Raw genomic sequence first — 19334 nt, forward strand, 5'->3', positions numbered from 1 at the left:
AGGAACTTGCGGCGGGGGGGGTACGTATACTAGGGACCTCCCTACCTACCCTTCCCGCCCATGAAAACGTTGTTTTTTGCCCTTGCCGCCAGCTTGGTGGCCGGGGCCCCTTCCGCCCTGGCCCAGTACCAACCCGGCGTGTACACCAGCAGCCAGGAGTACGTGCAAAACAGTCCGGCCAAGCCGGGCACCGTCACGAACCCCGTTGCCGCGCACCCCTACCTAGAAGTGGTGCACGCTAGTACTTACGCCGTGCACCGGGTGCCCCTCACCCATGCGTGGGGCTACGCCAACATGCAAGGACAAACCTTCCGGGTGGTTGATAACAAGCAGTACCGCCTTCAGCCCCAGCAGAATGGCTTGGTGATATATAACCGCCAGCGCCCCGTGCAGAACGGCCGCTACACGCAGGTTATCACCGAGCACTTTTACAGCGAAGGCCTGGATGGCAAGATTCACTCGCTCACCAAGCGCGCCCTGCGGCAGCAGCTAGCCGTGGCCCAATAGCCGCCTGCTACGGCCCTAGGTCCGCTCGCCAGACAAAAAAGGTTGCCCTTGCGCGTGTAGCAAGGGCAACCTTTTTTCGCTTTTGCACTTACCCTAAGCGGCTCCGTAGTTCCGGCTCAGCCGGCACGCTACGGAGCTTTTTGTTCGTTATCTTCTTTCCATGTACGACCTTATCGGCGACATTCACGGCCACGCCGACGAGCTGCGGGCCCTGCTCCATCACCTAGGCTACCGCCCCGATGCGGCGGGCGTACCGCGCCACCCGGCCAGCCGCCAGGTCATTTTTCTGGGCGACTACGTCGACCGCGGCCCCAAAATCCGGGAAACTTTGCAGCTGGTGCGCGGCATGGTGGAGGGCGGCGCGGCGCTCGCCATCCTGGGCAACCACGAGTATAATGCGTTGGCTTTTTGGCAAGCATACCCGACCGGCGGCCACCTGCGGCCGCACTGGCCCTGGCACATCAAGCAGCATTACCGCACAATAACGGAGTTTGGCACGCCCGAGCTTTTCCAGGAGTGGCAGGACTACCTAGGATGGTTTCTCACGCTGCCGCTGGCCCTGGAGCTGCCCGGCCTGCGCGCCGTGCACGCCTGCTGGGAGCCCCGGCACATCGACTACCTGCGCGCTGAGCTGCCCGGCCTGCGCCTCACCCCCGAGTTTATGCTGCGTGCCGGCCACCGCGGCTCGCTCGAGTACGAGGCCACTGAGGTAACGCTGAAAGGCCGCGAGGTGCGCTTGCCAAAAGGCGTCAGCTTCCATGATAAAGACGGCCACCCGCGCGAGCTCATGCGCGTGCGCTGGTGGCAAAACCCCGCCACCGCCCCCAGCTACGCTCATTACTACCTCGAAGACCTGCCCGAGCTGCACGGCCAGCCCGTAGACGTTGCCAGCCTCGACCCGTTTTATTACCAAGATGAGACGCCCGTATTTTTCGGCCACTACTGGCTGCAAGGCGCGCCGCAGCTCCTCCAGCCCCACGCCGTGTGCCTCGATTACAGCGTGGCCAAGGGCGGCCAGCTAGTCGGCTACCGCTGGGACGGCGAGGTGGTGCTGAGTGCTGATAAGCTGGTGTGGGTAGCGTAAGTTTCCGCGCAAAAGCATCTGTCATTGCGAGCGCAGCGGAGCAATCGCATCGAAGAAGCTCGTTCTGTTGTCATTGCTTAGCTGCGCTCGCAATGACAGCAGTTTTATAGCAATCCCTATTTCTTACAAAATCCTATGACCCACTCCACTCCCGCTTTTAGCCCCGCCGCCGACCTAGCCTGGCAAGAAATGGCGCCCGGCGTGCGCCGCACCCTGGTGGCCTACAACGACGACCTGCTACTGGTAAAAGTAGAGTTTGAAACCGGCGCGGTAGGCGCGCGGCACCAGCACGTGCACAGCCAGATTTCCTACGTCGAGAGCGGCGAGTTTGAAGTGACGGTGGGTGACGAAACCCGCGTGCTACAAGCCGGCGACACCTTCTACGCCGCGCCCAACGTGCCGCACGGCGTAGTGGCCCGGCAGGCGGGCGTATTGCTCGACTCGTTTAGCCCCGTGCGGCTCGATTTTCTGCCTGGCTAACGCGCCTCATTTACGCGATGGCGTGAGCCCCGCTTGCTGCGTGAGCCACTGCACCAGCAGCCGCAACTCAACTAGTGAAAAGGTCTCCGGATTGTCAAACGGCGACTTTTCCTGTCCCGGCACGTTGGTTTGAAAAAAATGATTTACCTGCGGCACCACGGCCGTCGTCACGTGCTGATTGCCGGCTAGCTTGAGTTCCGTTTGCAGCGCGGGCAGTTGGGTAGCGGCGGGGGTTTCGGTATCCTGGTCGCCCGTGAGGGCCAGCACGGGCATCTTTAGCCGACGCAAATTGGGCCTAGGGTCTTGCGCCAGGATGTCGTGCACAGTATGCTCCAGATACGTGGGGACGTAGTAACCCACCTCTTCGGCGCTGACTCCTAGGGCCGGCGCTTCGCGCTGCATCTGGGCCAGGGCGGAGGCGCTGTCGGGCACGGCGGCGGCGATGGCAATGAGCCGGTCGTGCAGCTTGATGTATTTCTCCACGCCGGGCTTGTCAGCAGCACTGGCGGCCGCCAGGCGCGCCTGAAAATTTGCCCGCATCCGGGCCTGGTACAGCATTGCATTGGGTTGGCTGATGCCGCCCAGCAGCACTACGCCCGCCAGCGTGGGGTCTTGCGCGGCCACTTGCACAGCTTCCAGTGAGCCCTGGCTGTGGCCCAGCACGTACATCCGCCCTAGGTGTAGGCGGCGGTCAGCGCGGAGCGCCCGCACCGCAGCGGCGGCATCGCGGGCAAAGTCGGCGGTGCCCGCCGGGGCGTAGCGACCGGTGGAGGCCCCTACCCCGCGCTCGTCGTAACGCAGTACAATGAAACCCTGGCGCGTGAGCGCATCGGCGGGCACCAAGAAAGACTTGTGCCCAAACTCCTCGCCATCGCGGTTGTGCGGCCCCGAGCCTGAAATGAACACTACGGCCGGCCCACGCAAGCTAGGTGGCGCCGTGATGGTGCCCGCCAGCGTTACACCCGGTGCCCCGCCCGCAAACGTGGTTGCTAGCTCGCGGTAGGGTATCGGCTGAGCGGGCGCTTGGGGGCGCCTAGGTAAAAGCTTGGCCAGGCGCGCGGGTGCTACCGGGCTCAGCCGCAAGGGCAATCGCTGGCCGGCCGCCAGCAAGTAGCCAGCCAAGCCCAGCGTGTCGGTGGTGCGGCGTGCTACGTAGCTGCCTGGCATCGCGCTGATGCTTAGCCGCACGCTATCGCCAACGGGGCTAAGCTGGTCTACTTGCATCGCGTGCAGGCCTAGGCTCGGCAGTGAAACCGTTGCTTTGCGAGCTGGCATTTGTTGCTGCGCCTCAAAATCAACCAGCACCAAGGCCGGGCTACCAAACAGCAAAATCGTGCCCGCCCAAGTGCCGCGCAAAGGTGCGAGCGCGGGCGCCTGCCCAAAAGCATGGCTATTAAATATATTTAGCAAGCAGGCAGATAGCACCCAACAATTACTCAGCAAGCCAGCTAGTTTGGCAGGAATAGCTTTATTCCGCAGCATAGAACTAAGGTAAAATTCAAGATTTTCTTATTCTAAAGATGCCACGCGAGGCGCATTTGCACACGCCAGCTAACGCTACGCGGCCAAACGGCGTACCTTTGCTTCCGCAGTGAGCCACCCCACCGCCGCGCCCAACGCAAATGCGGGCGGGGAGGAAAGTCCGGGCTACGCAGGGCACCCTGCTTCCTAACGGGAAGGACTGGCCAATCGGGCCAGGACAGCCAGTGCCACAGAAAATAACCGCCGACTTTTTCAATGAGCAATTAACAATGAGCAATGAGCAGATTGACTATTCGGTCTGTTCACTGCTCATTGTTAATTGCTCATTGAAAACTGGTAAGGGTGAAAAGGTGCGGTAAGAGCGCACCAGCGGCTGGGTGACCATGCCGGCTGGGTAAACCTCAGGGGTTGCAAGACCAAATAAGCAGACACGCTGGCGGCCCTCGGGCCGCTGGCACCGGGCGGCCCGCTCGGGTTTGCGGGTAGGTCGCTGGAGCCTAGGGGCGACCCTAGGCCTAGATAAATGGTGGGGCCGCCGCCGAAGGAAACTTCGAAGGGCGTGACAGAACCCGGCTTATCGGCTCATTGCCTAATTTCGGCGGCTGCTTCTGCAAAGAGGCAGCCGCCTTTTTTTGATGGAGTAATGAGCGTAATAGGTAATGGGTAATTTTACCACCTGCTTGTTCATTACGCTCATTACCTATTACGCTCATTACCCCATACTACCGTGCCGCGCATCCTCACCATCGACGACGAAAAAGCCATTCGCTTTGCCCTCAAGGACATTTTGGAGCTGGAAGGCTACCAGGTAGACCAGGCCGAAGACGGCCCCACCGGCCTCGACCTGCTCATCCAGCAGAAGTACGATGTGGTGCTGTGCGACATTAAAATGCCCCGCATGGATGGCCTAGAGGTGCTGGAGCGCGCCCGCACCCTGGCCCCCGACGCGGCGTTTATCATGCTTTCGGCCCACGGCAACATCGAGCTGGCGGTGGAAGCCACCAAAAAAGGCGCCTTCGACTTCCTGCCCAAGCCGCCCGACCTCAACCGTCTGCTCGTGACCGTGCGCAATGCCCTCGACCGCAGCAAGCTCGTGACCGAGACTAAAACGCTCAAGAAAAAACTGGCCGTGAGCACCGGCAAGGGTTCCGAAATGATAGGCGCCTCGGCCGAGCTGGGCGCCGTGCGCAAAGCCATCGAACGCGTGGCCCCCACCGATGCCCGCGTACTTATCACCGGCCCCAATGGCGCCGGCAAAGAAATGGTGGCCCGCCAGCTGCATCAGCTCAGCCCCCGCGCCAACGGCCCGCTGGTGGAGGTCAACTGCGCCGCCATTCCTTCGGAGTTGATTGAAAGCGAGCTATTTGGCCACGAAAAAGGCTCCTTTACTTCGGCCGTGAAGCAACGCATCGGCAAGTTTGAGCAGGCCGACGGCGGCACGCTCTTTCTGGATGAAATCGGCGATATGAGCCTCTCGGCCCAGGCCAAGGTGCTGCGCGCCTTGCAGGAAAGCAAGATTACCCGCGTGGGTGGCGAGAAGGAAATTTCGGTGAATGTGCGCGTGCTGGCCGCCACTAACAAGGACCTGCTGCAGGAGATTGCCGATAAGAACTTCCGCGAGGACTTGTACCACCGCCTCTCCGTTATCCTCATCAAAGTGCCGGCCCTCAACGACCGACGCGACGACATTCCGGACCTGATACAGAAGTTCCTGCAAGACATCGCCGCCGACTACGGCGACAAGCCCAAGAAAATATCGCCCGCCGCCCTCAAATACCTGCAAGGCCTCGACTGGCGCGGCAACATCCGCGAGCTGCGCAACGTGATTGAACGCCTGGTTATCATGAGCGACGCCACCATTGAAGAAGCTGATGCCAAGGCATTTGCGGGTAAGTAGCAAGCAAGTAGCTCGGACTCTGCGAGTCCGAGCTACTTGCTTGCTACACCAGCTGGCTGCACCCCCGGATGTCCGAGTTATCCATCCGCCCCAGCACTTCAAAAGCGCCACCCGGATGGCGCCGCGCTAGGTCTTTGGTTTCGATGAAGGCGCAAGAATCGATATTGGCCAGGTCAACGACATTGATGGCGCCATCGACCCGGTCCGCGCTCACCGAAAACGGGTCGGCGGGGTCGCGCAGCAACACTTGCAACTGCGGCGGAGCGTAGAACAGGCCCTCGCCGGGCGAGTAGGCCTGGCTCAGCAGCTCCGTCATGCCGTACTCGGAGTGGATGGGCGCGGGGCCGAACGCCTGCTGCAACTCCTGGTGCAGCTCCTCCCGAATCATCTCGCGGCGGCGGCCCTTCATACCGCCCGTTTCGAGCACCGTGATGCCTTGCAGCTCGGGCGCGGCGCCCACCTCGGCCGCCAAGTCGAGCAGGGCGTAGGTGACGCCAAAGAGCATCACGCGGCGGCCAGCCTGCGCCTGGGCGGCACCTAGGGCCCGCAGCAAACCGGCGTGGTCGCGCAGAAAAAACGCCTCCTGCTCTTGCCCCGAGCGCTGGGCAAAATCAGCCACCATCGCCACCAATGACGACTCACCTTGCTCCAGGTAAGAGGGCAGCAGCCCTAGGAATATCCAACTCGTGAGCGGCCCGTAGGCGGCCTCGAAGATGCGGGCCGCATTATCGCGGTACAACGCGGGCTCGCGCACCAAGTGGCGGCTGCGCTGCTGCAAGGTGGTGCCGCTGCTGCGAAATTCTTCCTGCGGCTGCCACGCGGCGGGGTCGGTGCGCACGGCGTGGGTTTTGAAGAATTCGATGGGCAGAAACGGGATATCCGTCATCCGCGTGACCGGGGCGCGGCGGCCTAGGGCCGCCAGATACGCGGCGTAAGGCGGGCAGTGCTGGGCCTGGTAATTGTAGAGGCGCAGCGCAGCCGCTTCGGCGGTGGCCGCCGTGAGGTGGGGCAGTTGCCGGAGATAGTCAGCGCGGAAACTCATAGGAAACTAGCGGGGTTATGGAAGCTCACAACAATCGGGTGGGCCACATCGTTGTCAGGCAGCGTATCTTCGGCACCGGCCACGGGTGGTATTACTATAACTTTCTCTTGCGTATGAATCTGCGACTACTGCGAGTGGTGGGGCTGTTGAGTGCGGGGGCGGGCTGCCTTGCGGGCTGCCTCAGCGCGCCTAGCTATCCCGAAACGCCAGCCATCAACTTTGAAAGCATTCGCCTCCAGCGCTTTGTGGTTGCCAATTCTACCGTGCCCATCGACTCGGTGTACATCACGGTAAATTTTCAGGATGGCGACGGTGACCTGGGCCTCAACAGCGTGGAAGCCCAAACGGCGCCCTACGGCTCCAAGACTCTGGCCGCCGTTAACTACATCAATACGGCCTTCATCAAAAACCCCAACGCCGGCGGGCGGTTCGACTCGGCGCGGACTTTCTACAACTATCTACCTAAGAGCGACTTGTACAGCCTCTTCGACCACCTCTCGCCGACGACCGACAACCGGAAGTCGCCGCTGCGGGGCACCCTCACGCGGGCGTATGGCTTCTACCTAGGCTCGCCTTACCTGCCTGGGCAGGAGATTAAATTCCGGGTCAGCATCTACGACCGCGCCCTGAACCGTAGCAACGAAGTTGAAACCACCAGCTTGATTATTTCGCCGCGCTAGGTAGGCAGGCGTTAGTACTTCTAGAATTAAAGCCCGCTAGTACTGCTAGCGGGCTTTTTTGGGCACCTAGGGCAGGCCTATAAACTAATTTTTTAAGCAGAATAAAGCAAAGGCGTCCGTTATGCTGAGCGTAGCGAAGCATCTCTACTGCTTCTTCTAACCCGCTCAACGAAGCGGTAGAGATGCTTCGCTACGCTCAGCATGACACTCGTTTTTGCTCTAGCTGCTTATGAAACAGAAAGCCTAATAAATACTCGCAAACTGCTCGGGGTCAACCTCGCGCATCATTTCGTACACCACATCGAACACGTCCTCCACGCTGGGCTTGGAGAAGTAGTCGCCATCGGAGCCATAGGGCGTGCGGTGGGCCTGGGCGGCGAGGCAGCGCGGGGCCGAGTCGAGCAACTGATAGGCCTGCTGATTATCAAGCACTTGCTGCATCATGTAGGCGGTGGCGCCGCCGGGCACGTCTTCGTCGGCAAATACCACGCGGCCCGTCTTGCGCAGGCTGTCGGCAATGAGCTGGTCGGTGTCGAAGGGCAAGAGCGTCTGCACGTCAATCACTTCCACCGAAATGCCCTCGGCGGCCAGCTGCTGGGCGGCGTCGAGCACGATGCGGCACATCGAGCCGTAGGTCACGATGGTGAGGTCGTCGCCCTGGCGCAGCACTTCGGGCCGACCTAGGGGCAGCGTAAACTCGCCGATGTTGGCGGGCAGCTTTTCCTTGAGGCGGTAGCCGTTCAGGCACTCAATGACAATGGCCGGCTCGTCGCTGCGCAGCAGCGTGTTGTAGAAACCCGCCGCCTGGGTCATGTTGCGCGGCACGCACAGGTGCATGCCCCGAATGGCGCCGAGTATCATCTGGATGGGCGAGCCCGAGTGCCACACGCCTTCCAGGCGGTGCCCGCGGGTGCGCACGATGAGCGGCGCCTTCTGCCCACCCTTGGTGCGGTACTGCAAGCAGGCTAGGTCATCGCTGAGCGTCTGAACGGCATACAGCAGGTAGTCAAGGTATTGAATCTCGGCAATGGGCCGCAGCCCGCGCAGCGCGGTGCCAATGCCCTGCCCGATAATGGTGCACTCGCGGATGCCGGTATCGGTTACCCGCAGGTCGCCGAACCGGGCTTGCAGGCCCGCAAACGCCTGGTTTACGTCGCCGATGTAGCCCACGTCTTCGCCGAAGGCGAGCACCCTAGGGTCGCGCTCGAAGTTGGCGGTGAAGCACGCCTGCAGCACCTCGCGGCCATCGACCGAGGGGGCGTTGTCGGCGTACTCGGCGGGCACTTCTTCGATGTTGCCCACGGCCTCGTCGCTCTGGCTGAAGAGGTAGGAGTTGTAGCGGTCGGAGCTGTTAGCCAGGCACTCTTCGAGCAGGCGCTGGGCGGCGCGGCGGCCGCCGGTGGGCCGGTTGTTGCGCACCTGGCGCAGCGCCTTGCGCAGCGTGCGCACGATGTCGGCCCGGATGGGCGTCACGTTGGTTTGCAGGCTCTTAACGAGCTCGGCTAGCTGGTTTTCGGCCCCGTTGTCGGCCACCAGCTGATTGAGCACCTTCAGGGCTTCGTCGCGCTCCTGCTGAATGGGATTGAAGTACGCGCCCCAGGCGGCAGTGCGGGCTTGCTTGATAACGGCGGCGGCCGTTTTCTCGATTTGAGCCAGCTCGTCTTCGCCCGCAATGCCCTCGGTGAGCAGCCACTCGCGCATCTTGGTCAGGCAGTCGTGCTGCTCTTCCCAGCTCAGGCGCTCCTTGGGCTTGTAGCGCTCGTGCGAGCCGCTGGTGCTGTGGCCCTGGGGCTGGGTCACCTCGGTTACGTGGATTAGCGTGGGCACATGGCCGGCCCGGCAAATGGTGGCGGCTTTCTGGTACGTGTCGAGCAGGGCGGGGTAATCCCAGCCGCGCACCACGTAAATCTCGAAGCCTTCCTGGCCCTCGCCGTCGCGCTGGAAGCCGGCGAGCAGGGCCGAAATACTTTGCTTGGTAGTCTGGTACTCAGCGGGCACCGAGATGCCGTAGTGGTCGTCCCAGACGCTCACCAGCATCGGTATTTGCAGCACGCCAGCTGCGTTCAGGGCTTCGAAAAACATGCCCTCCGAGGTGCTGGCGTTGCCGATGGTGCCGAAGGCCACCTCGTTGCCATTCACCGAAAAGTCGCTGAACTGGTGCAGCTCGGGGTTTTGGCGGTAGAGCTTACTGGCGTAGGCCAGGCCCACAAGGCGCGGCATTTGGCCGGCGGTGGGCGAAATATCGGCCGACGAGTTTTTGGCCTGGGCCTGGTTTTTAAACTTGCCATCCTCGTCGAGCAGGCGGGTGGCAAAGTGGCCGTTCATGCAGCGGCCGGCGGTGGCGGGCTCGGCCTCCACATCCGGGATGGCGTAGAGCTGGGCAAAGTACTGCTCCCAGGTGAGCTCGCCGATGGCCACCATAAAGGTCTGGTCGCGGTAGTAGCCGGCCCGGAAGTCGCCGGCCCGGAAGGCGCGGGCCATGGCGAGCTGAGGCAGCTCTTTGCCATCGCCAAAAATACCAAATTTGGCCTTGCCCATAAACACCTCGCGGCGGCCGGCCAGCGAGGCGTGGCGGCTTTCCCACGCGAGGCGGTAATCGTCGAGAATGTCGGCTTTGGTGAGCGCAAGGAGGGCCGAGGCTTCGGTAGCAGCAAGCAGGGGCACGGACATAGCGGCAGCAGTTTGAGTGAGCGGGTGGGAAGGGGTAGAATGAGGCCACAAAGCTACGGAAGCGGCCGGGGGCAGCCCGTATATTTGCTTGTAGCCCCCGGCCTAGGTCGGGGGCGAGCAGTGGCGGTGGGGCTTACCTCTACAAGCCGCCAACGCACACCTTTTGTTCACCTCACGCGCCGGGCCGCTGCCTGGCACCCCGGCTATGCGCTACGTTTCTACGCTCATTTTCTGCTTGTTAGCCTTAGGGGCCCGCGCCCAGGGCGTGCTCACGTTTGAGCGCACCGACCACGACTTTGGCAAGGTGCCCGAAGGCACGCTGGCCAGCTATGAATTCAAGTTTAAGAATACCGGCAACCAGCCCATTGTCATTGCCAGCGCGCAGGCCAGCTGCGGCTGCACCACCCCCGACTGGACTAAAACGCCGGTGCTGCCCGGCAAGTCGGGCGTCATCAAAGCGGTGTACAACAGCGCGGGCCGCCCCGGCGTGTTCGCCAAAACCGTGACCGTGACCAGCAACGCCGCCGAGAGCAGCAAAGTCCTCAGCCTCAAAGGCACCGTGCTCAGCAAAGAAGAGCTGCGCGCCACCCTCACGCCGGCCCAGCTCGCGGCCTCGCCGCGCCTGGTGCTCGAGCGCAGCACCTACGACTTCGGCCGCATCGAGGCCGGGCAGCAGCCGGTGGCTCGCATTAGTGTCAAAAATACCGGCCCTAAGGAACTGGTGTTGAGCACCATTTCCTCACCTTGCTACTGCGTGGGCTACCGCGGGGCACCGCCCACCATCAAGCCCGGCCAGAGCGCCGTGGTCGAGCTAGTGTATTCGCAGCGCAACGTGGGCGCGGCTACCGAGGAAGTAAAGCTGTCGTCCAACGACCTGCACGGCGATGCCAAGCTCACGCTCAAGGCCAACGTGGTGAAGGACCTGGTACCCACCAGCTTGGTGAAGGAGAGCGGGGCATCGGTACCGTTTAAGTAGCCGGGTGCAACCTATGCTCACTGCGCGGGCTCTTATTTGCGCCGGCTACTCCCAGCCCCTACCTAGGCCGGCCAGCACCTATGAATAAGCAACTTACGCTGCTATTTCTCTACCTAGGGGCAGCCTTAGCCCTCAGCAGCTGCCAAGACGACCCGGAGCCAACCGACAAGCTGCTGAACACCCGCTGGATGCTGGTGCAGATAGATGCGTTTCCCCTGGTGGCTTCGAGCTATTACGAAGACAATCAATCGTATATCCAGTTTGCAGCGTCGGGCCAGCGAATGACGGGGTTAGCTGCTTGCGATGCTATTTCGGGGCAGTTTACGCTATCGGCCAGCGCTCGCCAATTAACTATCAGTCAAGTGACCACCGCAAAAGGCAGCTGTACCAGCCCGGTTATCGGTCCCCGCTACTTGGCTACCTTGCCCCAAACCAGCCGTTACGAAATCAGCGGTGACAAGCTACGGCTCTACGATGCCCAGGCTGCCCAGCCGCGGCTGATTTTTCAGGCTGCGCCCTAGGGTAGACCAAAGCAAGGCCGTCTGGTTGCAGCCAGTAGTTATTTACCAATCGGCTTTCTTACCGACTTAGGTCAAAAAAGCTCTGCCGGGTTGGCAGAGCTTTTTTTAAGGTTAATCATTAATTAATGTAGGTACATTACTTTTGCTTTACTCAGCAACCTTTCGCTTATGAACCCTACTACTTCCGCCGCGGCGCTGCCGCCTTACACCGTGCCCGCGGGCACCGGCATCGGCCACGTCCACTTGCAAGTCACGGACCTTGAGCGGGCCCTAGGGTTCTACCGCGACCTGCTGGGTTTTGAGGTGATGCTGCTGGCCGGGGGGCAGGCCGCGTTTTTGTCGGCGGGCGGCTACCACCACCACATCGGGCTCAATACCTGGCACAGCCTAGGGGGCCGCCCGGCGCCGCGCGAGGGCGTCGCGGGGCTGTACCACGCCGCCATCCTGTACCCCACGCGGGCCGGGCTAGCCACCATCGTGCAGCGCCTGCTGCAGGCGGGCTACCCGCTGCGCGGAGCCTCCGACCACGGCGTGAGCGAGGCCATCTACCTCGATGACCCTGATGGCAACGGCCTGGAGCTGTACTGGGACCGCCCCCGCGCCGAGTGGCCCACCACGGCCACCGGCGAGCTGACCATGTACACCCACGCGCTCGACATGCAGGGGCTGCTAAAGCTGGCCGAGTAACGGTACCGTGGACCCTGCGGGTCCGCGCGCGGGCAGATAGTAGTAGCAGCTTTTTGGCTACTCACGCGCGGACCCGCAGGGTCCACGGTACGGCCGGGCGTATCTTTACGGCACGTTTTCTCTTCCTACTTGTCCCCTCCCCTACCCCATGATTATCGGCGTTCCGAAGGAAATTAAAAATAATGAAAACCGCGTTGGCCTGACCCCGGCCGGCGTGGCCGAGCTACGCAAAAACGGCCACTCGCTTTTCGTGCAGGCGGGCGCGGGCGAAGGCTCGGGCTTCAGCGATGCGGAGTACGAAACGGCGGGCGCGACGATGCTTTCGACCATCGCCGACGTGTACAAGCAGGCCGAGATGATTATCAAGGTGAAGGAGCCGATTGCGGAGGAATACCCGCTCATCAAGGAGAACCAGCTGCTGTTCACTTACTTCCACTTTGCCAGCGGCGAGGAATTGACCCACGCCATGATAGAGCGCAAGGCCATTTGCCTGGCCTATGAGACGGTAGAAACGCCCTCGCGCGCGCTGCCCTTGCTTATTCCGATGAGCGAAGTGGCCGGCCGCATGGCCCCGCAGGAAGGCGCCAAGTACCTAGAGAAGCCCTTGAAAGGCCGCGGCATTCTCCTAGGGGGCGTGCCCGGCGTGAAGCCCGCGCACGTGCTGGTGCTGGGTGCTGGCATCGTGGGCACCCAGGCCGCCAAGGTAGCCGCTGGCCTCGGCGCGCAGGTTACCATCATGGACATTAACCTGAACCGCCTGCGCGAGTTGGACGATTTTATGCCCAAAAACGTGGTGACGCAGTACTCCAACGAGTACAACATCCGCGAAGCCATCAAAACCACCGACCTCGTGGTGGGCGCGGTGCTGATTCCGGGCGCGAAGGCCCCGCACCTCATCACCCGCGACATGCTCAAGACCATGCGCCCCGGCACCGTGCTCGTGGACGTGGCCGTGGACCAGGGCGGCTGCATCGAGACCTGCCGCCCCACGACCCACGAAAACCCGACCTTCATCATCGACGACGTGGTGCACTACTGCGTGGCCAACATGCCCGGCGCGGTGCCCTACACCAGCACCCTGGCCCTCACCAACGCCACCCTACCCTACGCCGTGAAGCTGGCCAACCTAGGCTGGCAGGAGGCCTGCCGCCGCGACTCCGCGCTGCGCCTCGGCCTCAACGTGGTGCGCGGTGAGGTGGTGTACCAAGGCGTAGCCGAAGCCTGGGGCCTGCCCCTGGTAGACGTGGACTCGGTGCTGGAAGGCGCTGCGGTATAGAGTGTACCGTGGACTCTGCGGGTCCGCGCGTGAGTAGCTGATTCAGCGCTGCTGTACTCACTACTCGCGGACCCACAGGTACACCGAAAAGGCCTGCCGGACGTTCGTCCGGCGGGCCTTTTTTTATGCTTCCACCGCTGACCCCATTATTTTCTTGCGGTGCCCCTCGCCCCAGTCACGCAGGGCGGAAATGACCGGGTCGAGGGTGATGGCGTAGGGCAGGATATCGTATTTGACCAGCACCGGCGGGCCTTCGTGCACGGTGCGCTGAATGAGCTGGTGCTGCTCTAGGTCCTTCAGCTCTTTGGCCAGCACCTTGGACGAGATGCCGGGAATGACGCGCTCCAGCTCGCGAAAGCGGTGGTGGCCCACGCGAAGCGCCACCAGAATCTGGAGCTTCCACTTGCCATTAACGATGTCGAGCGCGTCGCGCAACGGGCGAATGGCCTCAATGCAGTAGCCAAGAGTAGGGGTGTCCATCGGGGGAGTGGTTAAGCCGAGGTAAGCGCTTACCTTCAGGTAGCTGCTGGCTTTTAGTAAGCAAATGTACAGACCTTTGTTTCATCATTCAGCTCCAGCGGCGGCGACTTGCGCCCGGCTGAGCTTGTTCTTCCCAAAGCAGGGCTTGCGCCTTGCATTTTCTCTCTCCTCATGAGCAACATACTCGTAACCGGCGCCACGGGCGGCCTAGGTAAGGGCGTCGTCGAAAACCTCCTCAAAACCGTTAGCCCCGGCGCTATTTCGGTGCTGGTGCGCGACCCCGCCAAAGCCGCCGACCTGCAAGCCCAGGGCGTCATTATCAAGCAGGGCGACTACAACGACTACGCTTCGCTGGTAGCGGCGTTTGCGGGCGTTGACAAACTGTTTTTGGTGTCTAGCAACGACGTACCCAACCGCGGGCCGCAGCAAACCAACGCCGTGAACGCTGCCAAAGAAGCCGGCGTGCAGCACGTGGTGTACACCAGTTTTCAGCGCAAAACGGAGGATGGCTCGTCGGCCGCCTCGGCCATCGCCGAAGCCCACCTCCTCACCGAAAAGCTACTCAAAGAGTCGGGCCTCACCTACACCATCCTCAAAAACGCGCTCTACCTCGAAGTGCTGCCCTGGTTTATGGGGCCGGTGCTCGACACCAATACCATCTACCTACCCGCTGGTGAGGGCAAAGTGCCCTACGCGAGCCGCGCCGACATGGGCGCCGCCGGCGCGGCCGTGCTCACCGGCACCGGCCACGAAAACCAGTCGTACGAAATCAGCAACGATACCTCGTACTCTTTCCACGACATTGCTAAAATATTGAGCGACTTGTCGGGCAAAACCATCCAGTACGTATCGCCTGATGCCGAAGCATTTGGCACGGCGCTGGCGGCCGCCGGCGTACCCGCCGAGGCCATCCAAATGACAGCCAGCTTCTGCGTGGCCATCGGGCAGGGCGAGTTTGACTTTCCCGCTTCGACCCTAGAGAAGCTGCTCGGCCGCAAGCCCGAGTCGGCCGCCGAGTTTCTAAAAGCCGCTTACAAGCTATAAGGTTGACTAAGGACTACCCTAGGACACAAAAAAGCCTCCGCAAGCTGCTGCGGAGGCTTTTTTGTGTCCTAAATATTTAAGCTAGCAAAAACCGACTGTCCTTGCGAGCGTGGCGAAGCACTCACATCTGGACGAGGCTTAACAGGTGCGATTGCTTCGCTACGCTCGCAATAACAGTCGGTTTTCAGGCTAATTAAACGACTTATTAGGTCATCGCTACTCGCTCAGCCGAAAGGGCACAATGCGCTGACGCTGGGTACCCAGCTCGCCAATGCCCAGCTCCACTACGTCGCCGGCTTGCAAAAACTGCGGTGGGTGCAGCCCCACGCCCGAGCCCGCCGGGCTGCCCGTGGTGATGATGTCGCCGGGCAGCAGCGTCATGAACTCGCTCACGTAGCTGATGAGCTTGGGCAGGGCAAATAGCATGTCGGCGGTGGTACCATCTTGCCGCAACTCGCCGTTGACTTTGAGCCAGATGGGCAGGTTCTGCGGGTCGGGCACGTCGGCGGCGGGCGTGAGATACGGACCTAGGGGCGCGAAGGTATCGGCGCTCTTGCCCTTGGTCCACTGCCCGCCGCGCTCCAGCTGAAAGGCCCGCTCGCTGTAGTCGTTGAGGATGGTGTAGCCGGCCACGTAGCTCAGCGCCTCGGCTTCTGACACGTATGAAGCGCGGCGACCGATGACGAACGCCATCTCGGTTTCGTAATCGAGCTTGGTGGCGTCGCGCGGCAGTATCACCTCGTCATTGGGGCCGCAGATGGCGGAGGGCGCCTTCAGGAAGAAAACCGGCTCGGTAGGCGTGCCTAGGCCTGTTTCGACGCCGTGCTCGCGGTAGTTGAGGCCAATGGCAATGAGCTTGGAGGGCCGCCCCACGCAGGGCCCTAGGCGCGTGCCAGGCGGCACCACGGGGCACGCGGCGGCATTAGTTTCGAGCCAGGCCGCTAAGCGCGCAAGGCCCGCGGTAGCAAAAAATTTCTCGTCGTAGTCCTCCCCAAAGGCCGCCACGTCTAGCGAGAGGCCGGCGGCGTTCAGCACGCCGGGGGTTTCCTGGCCCACGGGGCCAAATCGAAATAATTTCATGCTCATTCTTACGGCTGATGCGCCGTAGCGGCGGAAACGGCGGCCCTACCCCGCCGCGGCGGCCGCGTAAGTCGGGATGTCGGCCAGCCGCTCATTCACGCCTTGCTCAAAATCAACGCGCCAGCAGTAGTGCACCAATCCGTTGGTAACTAATAGATAAGGCGCCCGCATCGTCTGGTTGTACGTGGCCACCTGCTGGGCCACGGCTGCCGTGATGGCCACGCTGGGCCGCTTGCACTCTACTAGCAGCAGCGGGCGCCCATCGGGGCCTAGGGCCACGAGGTCGGTGCGCTTCTGGCGCTGGTTGTAGCGGTGGCCGCGCTCCAGCGAAAGCAGGCCGCGCGGGTAGCCTAGGTGCGTCATCAGGTACTGCGCCATGTGCTGCCGTACCCACTCCTCGGGGGTCAGCACCACGTACTTGCGCCGCAGCTCATCCCAGATTTCCGGGATATTCGCCAAATTTTGCCTAATTTTGTAGTCGAAAGGCGGCAGGTCCAACACTTGCATCACCTCCAAAGGTATGGGTTTGGCTGTCGCATTTCGCCTGGGTTTAGCACCCATCGCGCCGCCATACCCTACCGGGTAGGCGGCTTTTTTCGTTTTACTACATGCGCAAATATCTGTCCTTGCGAGCATGTTGCGCATCAAGCAAGGACGAAGCAATCTTTTCTTCACGTTTAGCTAGCGTCAGCACACGACAAGGAAAGATTGCTTCGCTGCGCTCGCAATGACAAGCGTCTTTTAGCTTATTCACCAACTCACTATTTCACCAATTCACCCCTGATATGAAGACCAAAGAAGATATCGTAAATAACTGGCTGCCACGCTACACGGGCGTAGCGCTGAATGAGTTTGGGCAGTACATTCTGCTCACCAATTTCAGCAACTACGTGTACATGTTTGCCGAGCAATTCGACGTGGAGGTGCGCGGCAAAGACAAGCCAATGCAATCGGCTACTTCGGGCGGCATCACCATCATCAATTTCGGCATGGGCTCGCCGATGGCGGCCACCGTCATGGATTTGCTGTCGGCCATCAAGCCCAAGGCAGCACTGTTCCTAGGTAAGTGCGGCGGCCTCAAAAAGACCAAGCTCGGCGACCTCGTGCTGCCCATCGCGGCCATTCGCGGCGACGGTACTTCCGATGATTATTTGCCTAAGGAGATTCCGGCCCTGCCCTCTTTCCGCTTGCAGCGCGCGGTTTCTTCCATGATTAAGAAGCACGAGCTCGACTACTACACCGGCACCGTGTACACCACCAACCGCCGCGTGTGGGAGCACGACCAGGAGTTCAAAGACTACCTCAAGCGCGTGCGTGCCCTGGCCGTGGACATGGAAACGGCAACCATCTTCGTGGTGGGCTTTATGAATGATATTCCGCACGGCGCCCTGCTGCTCGTGAGCGACAACCCCATGACGCCCGAGGGCGTGAAAACCGCCGAGTCGGACTCGAAAGTGACCACCGACTTCGTGAAAATGCACCTCAAAATCGGCATCGAGTCGCTGCTGGAATTGAAGAACTCGGGCGAGTCGGTGAAGCACATGAAATTCGAATAAATCGCAGATTTAGCGGATTTAACGGATTGCGCAGATACGCCCGCCTGCGGCGGGCTGACTGTTTTGCGGCGACGTGGGTTGGCTTGGCGGGATAGTGCGGATACTTTGTCTTTGCGGATTTTGGATGGTTTTGGCAGACCTTTCTCTTTTGGGGAAGGGCTTAGCTTTGCTCCATTATCTGAACTTAACGGACCCTTTTGTACCATGCGGCGCGCTTATAAACTTTGGAGTACTTTTGGCTTGTTCGCTACCCTAGGGGCTGTAAGTTGCCAATCTAAGCGAGAAAGCGTTGACCTGCTGCTTACTAACGCTACGGTATATACGGTCGATTCTACTTTTAGCAAGGCTGAGGCCTTTGCTGTGCGCGATGGGCGTTTTATGGCTGTGGGTACTACGGCCGATTTAGTTAGCCGCTACGAGGCGGCGCAGACGGTCGATGCGGGCGGGCAGTTTGTTTACCCTAGCTTTTACGATGCGCACTGCCACTTTTATCGCTACGCCCTAGGGTTGCGCTCGGCCAATTTGGTGGGGGCCACGTCATGGGCCGAAACGGTGGGGCGCCTCACGCGGCACCGCCAGCAGCAGCCGGGCGCAGCGTGGCTCACCGGCCGCGGCTGGGACCAGAATGATTGGCCCGGCCAGCGCTTCCCCACCAAAGACACGCTCGACGTACTCTTTCCCGACGTGCCAGTGCTACTGGCCCGCGTGGATGGGCACGCCGCCGTAGCTAACCAGAAAGCGCTCGACCTGGCGGGCATTACGGCGCGCACGCCCATCAGCGGCGGCGTGATTGGGCGCGATGCGGCGGGTAAGCTTACCGGCCTGCTCGTGGATAATGCGGTGAAGCTCGTGGCGGCTAAAATCCCCGAGCCCAGTCCTGCCGAGGCCGACGCCGCCCTACTGCAAGGCCAGCAAAACTGCCTGGCCGTGGGCCTCACCAGCCTCGCCGATGCGGGCCTCGACCGCGAAGACATCGAGCGCATGGCGGCTTTGCAAAAGGCCAACAAGCTGCATTTACGCCTCTACACCATGCTCAATCCCACGCCCGAAAACAAGGCGTATTACCTACCTAGGGGGCCGTACTTCAGCGATAACCTAACGATTTCCTCCTTCAAAATTTACGCCGATGGCGCCCTAGGTTCGCGGGGCGCGTCGCTGCTGGCTCCTTACTCCGACCGGCCTGCTGAGCGGGGCTTTCTGCTGCAAAACCCTGGCTATTACCGCACCTTAGCCAAGGAGCTAGCGGCCACCAAGTTTCAGATGAATACCCACGCCATCGGCGACTCCAGCAACCGGCTACTGCTCGACATATACGGTGCGGCACTGCGAGGGCAGCCCGACCGGCGCTGGCGCATCGAGCACGCGCAGGTGGTGAGCCAGGCCGACATGCCTAAGTTTGGGCAGTACCACATCGTACCCTCGGTGCAGCCCACGCACGCCACCTCCGATATGTACTGGGCCGGCGAGCGCCTGGGCAAGCAGCGCCTAACGACCGCCTACGCCTACCAGGAACTACTGAAACAGTACGGCCAAGTGGCCCTAGGGTCCGATTTTCCGGTTGAGGACATCAACCCGCTCTATGGCTACCATGCGGCCGTGGCTCGGCAAGACGCCAAGAACTTTCCGGCCGGCGGCTTCCAAATGAGCAACGCCCTCGCGCGCCCCGACGCCCTGCGCGGCATGACGACCTGGGCCGCCCACGCCGCCTTCGAGGACAAGCGCAAGGGCCAAATCAAGCCCGGTATGTTGGCCGATTTTGTGGTGCTCAAAACCGACCTGCTGACCGCGCCCAACGAACAGCTGCGCAACGCGCCGGTGCAGCAGACGTGGATAGGCGGCAAGCGGGTGTTTGAGCGGAAGTAAGCTTAAAGT

Annotated in this window: 18 protein-coding genes and 1 other RNA gene; 13 read left to right on the top strand and 6 right to left on the bottom strand. The window is 61.5% G+C overall.

The window, feature by feature from the left end:
- The first annotated feature begins 60 nt into the window (after positions 1-60).
- The 3 genes from ACFSDX_RS06090 to ACFSDX_RS06100 all read left to right on the top strand — a co-directional run bounded on the left by ACFSDX_RS06090 (position 61) and on the right by ACFSDX_RS06100 (position 2071).
- Complete coding sequence (locus ACFSDX_RS06090; protein ID WP_382312343.1) at positions 61-507, top strand: hypothetical protein; 447 nt, start codon at positions 61-63, stop codon at positions 505-507.
- Between the two features lie 160 nt (positions 508-667).
- The gene (locus ACFSDX_RS06095; protein ID WP_382312345.1) at positions 668-1591 is read left to right on the top strand and encodes a metallophosphoesterase; all 924 of its coding nucleotides are present in this window, start codon (positions 668-670) and stop codon (positions 1589-1591) included.
- 135 nt (positions 1592-1726) lie between these two features.
- Positions 1727-2071 (top strand): cupin domain-containing protein, encoded by a 345-nt coding sequence (locus ACFSDX_RS06100; RefSeq protein WP_382312346.1) that lies wholly within the window; start codon positions 1727-1729, stop codon positions 2069-2071.
- 6 nt (positions 2072-2077) lie between these two features.
- On the opposite strand, the gene ACFSDX_RS06105 is transcribed toward ACFSDX_RS06100, so the two are convergent.
- Entirely contained in the window at positions 2078-3481 is a 1404-nt protein-coding gene (locus ACFSDX_RS06105) for an alpha/beta hydrolase family protein (protein WP_382312347.1), read from the bottom strand.
- A gap of 178 nt (positions 3482-3659) precedes the next feature.
- Between ACFSDX_RS06105 and rnpB the strand changes: the two genes are divergently transcribed.
- Positions 3660-4146, top strand: an RNA gene (gene rnpB, locus ACFSDX_RS06110) — RNase P RNA component class A.
- 134 nt (positions 4147-4280) lie between these two features.
- On the top strand, positions 4281-5450 hold the full coding sequence (locus tag ACFSDX_RS06115) for a sigma-54-dependent transcriptional regulator (protein WP_382312348.1): 1170 nt from the start codon (positions 4281-4283) through the stop codon (positions 5448-5450).
- Between the two features lie 43 nt (positions 5451-5493).
- Here ACFSDX_RS06115 and ACFSDX_RS06120 read toward each other — a convergent pair whose 3' ends face one another.
- The gene (locus ACFSDX_RS06120; RefSeq protein WP_382312349.1) at positions 5494-6492 is read right to left on the bottom strand and encodes an acyl-CoA synthetase family protein; all 999 of its coding nucleotides are present in this window, start codon (positions 6490-6492) and stop codon (positions 5494-5496) included.
- Between the two features lie 113 nt (positions 6493-6605).
- Here ACFSDX_RS06120 and ACFSDX_RS06125 point away from each other — a divergent pair, with 113 nt between their 5' ends.
- A complete protein-coding gene (locus tag ACFSDX_RS06125) occupies positions 6606-7172 on the top strand; it encodes a hypothetical protein (RefSeq protein ID WP_382312351.1) in 567 nt (188 codons plus the stop codon).
- A 243-nt stretch (positions 7173-7415) separates the two neighbouring features.
- Here the strand turns inward: ACFSDX_RS06125 and ACFSDX_RS06130 are convergent, their stop codons facing one another.
- Positions 7416-9842 carry an alpha-ketoacid dehydrogenase subunit alpha/beta gene (locus ACFSDX_RS06130; RefSeq protein WP_382312352.1) on the bottom strand — a complete coding sequence of 809 codons (2427 nt, stop codon included), beginning with the start codon at positions 9840-9842 and terminating at the stop codon, positions 7416-7418.
- Positions 9843-10047: 205 nt separating this feature from the next.
- On the opposite strand from ACFSDX_RS06130, the gene ACFSDX_RS06135 reads away from it, so the two are divergent.
- The 4 genes from ACFSDX_RS06135 to ald all read left to right on the top strand — a co-directional run bounded on the left by ACFSDX_RS06135 (position 10048) and on the right by ald (position 13302).
- A complete protein-coding gene (locus tag ACFSDX_RS06135; protein WP_382312353.1) occupies positions 10048-10818 on the top strand; it encodes a DUF1573 domain-containing protein in 771 nt (256 codons plus the stop codon).
- Between the two features lie 80 nt (positions 10819-10898).
- Positions 10899-11339 carry an META domain-containing protein gene (locus ACFSDX_RS06140; protein WP_382312355.1) on the top strand — a complete coding sequence of 147 codons (441 nt, stop codon included), beginning with the start codon at positions 10899-10901 and terminating at the stop codon, positions 11337-11339.
- Between the two features lie 168 nt (positions 11340-11507).
- Positions 11508-12026, top strand: coding sequence for a VOC family protein (locus ACFSDX_RS06145; RefSeq protein WP_382312356.1), 519 nt, complete (start codon positions 11508-11510; stop codon positions 12024-12026).
- 148 nt (positions 12027-12174) lie between these two features.
- Positions 12175-13302, top strand: a complete 1128-nt coding sequence (gene ald / locus ACFSDX_RS06150) for an alanine dehydrogenase (protein WP_382312357.1) — start codon at positions 12175-12177, stop codon at positions 13300-13302.
- A gap of 123 nt (positions 13303-13425) precedes the next feature.
- On the opposite strand, the gene ACFSDX_RS06155 is transcribed toward ald, so the two are convergent.
- Entirely contained in the window at positions 13426-13782 is a 357-nt protein-coding gene (locus tag ACFSDX_RS06155) for a winged helix-turn-helix transcriptional regulator (protein ID WP_382312358.1), read from the bottom strand.
- 171 nt (positions 13783-13953) lie between these two features.
- On the opposite strand from ACFSDX_RS06155, the gene ACFSDX_RS06160 reads away from it, so the two are divergent.
- A complete protein-coding gene (locus tag ACFSDX_RS06160) occupies positions 13954-14826 on the top strand; it encodes an SDR family oxidoreductase (protein WP_382312359.1) in 873 nt (290 codons plus the stop codon).
- 216 nt (positions 14827-15042) lie between these two features.
- Here ACFSDX_RS06160 and ACFSDX_RS06165 read toward each other — a convergent pair whose 3' ends face one another.
- On the bottom strand, positions 15043-15906 hold the full coding sequence (locus ACFSDX_RS06165; protein WP_382312360.1) for a fumarylacetoacetate hydrolase family protein: 864 nt from the start codon (positions 15904-15906) through the stop codon (positions 15043-15045).
- A 45-nt stretch (positions 15907-15951) separates the two neighbouring features.
- Positions 15952-16365 carry a type I restriction enzyme HsdR N-terminal domain-containing protein gene (locus ACFSDX_RS06170; RefSeq protein WP_382312361.1) on the bottom strand — a complete coding sequence of 138 codons (414 nt, stop codon included), beginning with the start codon at positions 16363-16365 and terminating at the stop codon, positions 15952-15954.
- A gap of 326 nt (positions 16366-16691) precedes the next feature.
- Between ACFSDX_RS06170 and ACFSDX_RS06175 the strand changes: the two genes are divergently transcribed.
- Entirely contained in the window at positions 16692-17462 is a 771-nt protein-coding gene (locus ACFSDX_RS06175) for an AMP nucleosidase (RefSeq protein WP_382312362.1), read from the top strand.
- A 378-nt stretch (positions 17463-17840) separates the two neighbouring features.
- Positions 17841-19325, top strand: a complete 1485-nt coding sequence (locus tag ACFSDX_RS06180; protein ID WP_382312364.1) for an amidohydrolase — start codon at positions 17841-17843, stop codon at positions 19323-19325.
- Positions 19326-19334 lie beyond the last annotated feature (9 nt).

Source organism: Hymenobacter bucti (assembly GCF_042681145.1).
GTDB classification, from domain to species: Bacteria; Bacteroidota; Bacteroidia; order Cytophagales; family Hymenobacteraceae; genus Hymenobacter; species Hymenobacter bucti.

Coding starts and splice junctions, on each gene's coding strand:
- ACFSDX_RS06090 (WP_382312343.1), top strand. CDS start 61: ATGAAAACGTTGTTTTTTGCCCTTGCCGCCAGCTTGGTGGCCGGGGCC.
- ACFSDX_RS06095 (WP_382312345.1), top strand. CDS start 668: ATGTACGACCTTATCGGCGACATTCACGGCCACGCCGACGAGCTGCGG.
- ACFSDX_RS06100 (WP_382312346.1), top strand. CDS start 1,727: ATGACCCACTCCACTCCCGCTTTTAGCCCCGCCGCCGACCTAGCCTGG.
- ACFSDX_RS06120 (WP_382312349.1), bottom strand. CDS start 6,492: ATGAGTTTCCGCGCTGACTATCTCCGGCAACTGCCCCACCTCACGGCG.
- ACFSDX_RS06125 (WP_382312351.1), top strand. CDS start 6,606: ATGAATCTGCGACTACTGCGAGTGGTGGGGCTGTTGAGTGCGGGGGCG.
- ACFSDX_RS06130 (WP_382312352.1), bottom strand. CDS start 9,842: ATGTCCGTGCCCCTGCTTGCTGCTACCGAAGCCTCGGCCCTCCTTGCG.
- ACFSDX_RS06135 (WP_382312353.1), top strand. CDS start 10,048: ATGCGCTACGTTTCTACGCTCATTTTCTGCTTGTTAGCCTTAGGGGCC.
- ACFSDX_RS06140 (WP_382312355.1), top strand. CDS start 10,899: ATGAATAAGCAACTTACGCTGCTATTTCTCTACCTAGGGGCAGCCTTA.
- ACFSDX_RS06145 (WP_382312356.1), top strand. CDS start 11,508: ATGAACCCTACTACTTCCGCCGCGGCGCTGCCGCCTTACACCGTGCCC.
- ald (WP_382312357.1), top strand. CDS start 12,175: ATGATTATCGGCGTTCCGAAGGAAATTAAAAATAATGAAAACCGCGTT.
- ACFSDX_RS06155 (WP_382312358.1), bottom strand. CDS start 13,782: ATGGACACCCCTACTCTTGGCTACTGCATTGAGGCCATTCGCCCGTTG.
- ACFSDX_RS06160 (WP_382312359.1), top strand. CDS start 13,954: ATGAGCAACATACTCGTAACCGGCGCCACGGGCGGCCTAGGTAAGGGC.
- ACFSDX_RS06165 (WP_382312360.1), bottom strand. CDS start 15,906: ATGAAATTATTTCGATTTGGCCCCGTGGGCCAGGAAACCCCCGGCGTG.
- ACFSDX_RS06175 (WP_382312362.1), top strand. CDS start 16,692: ATGAAGACCAAAGAAGATATCGTAAATAACTGGCTGCCACGCTACACG.
- ACFSDX_RS06180 (WP_382312364.1), top strand. CDS start 17,841: ATGGCTGTGGGTACTACGGCCGATTTAGTTAGCCGCTACGAGGCGGCG.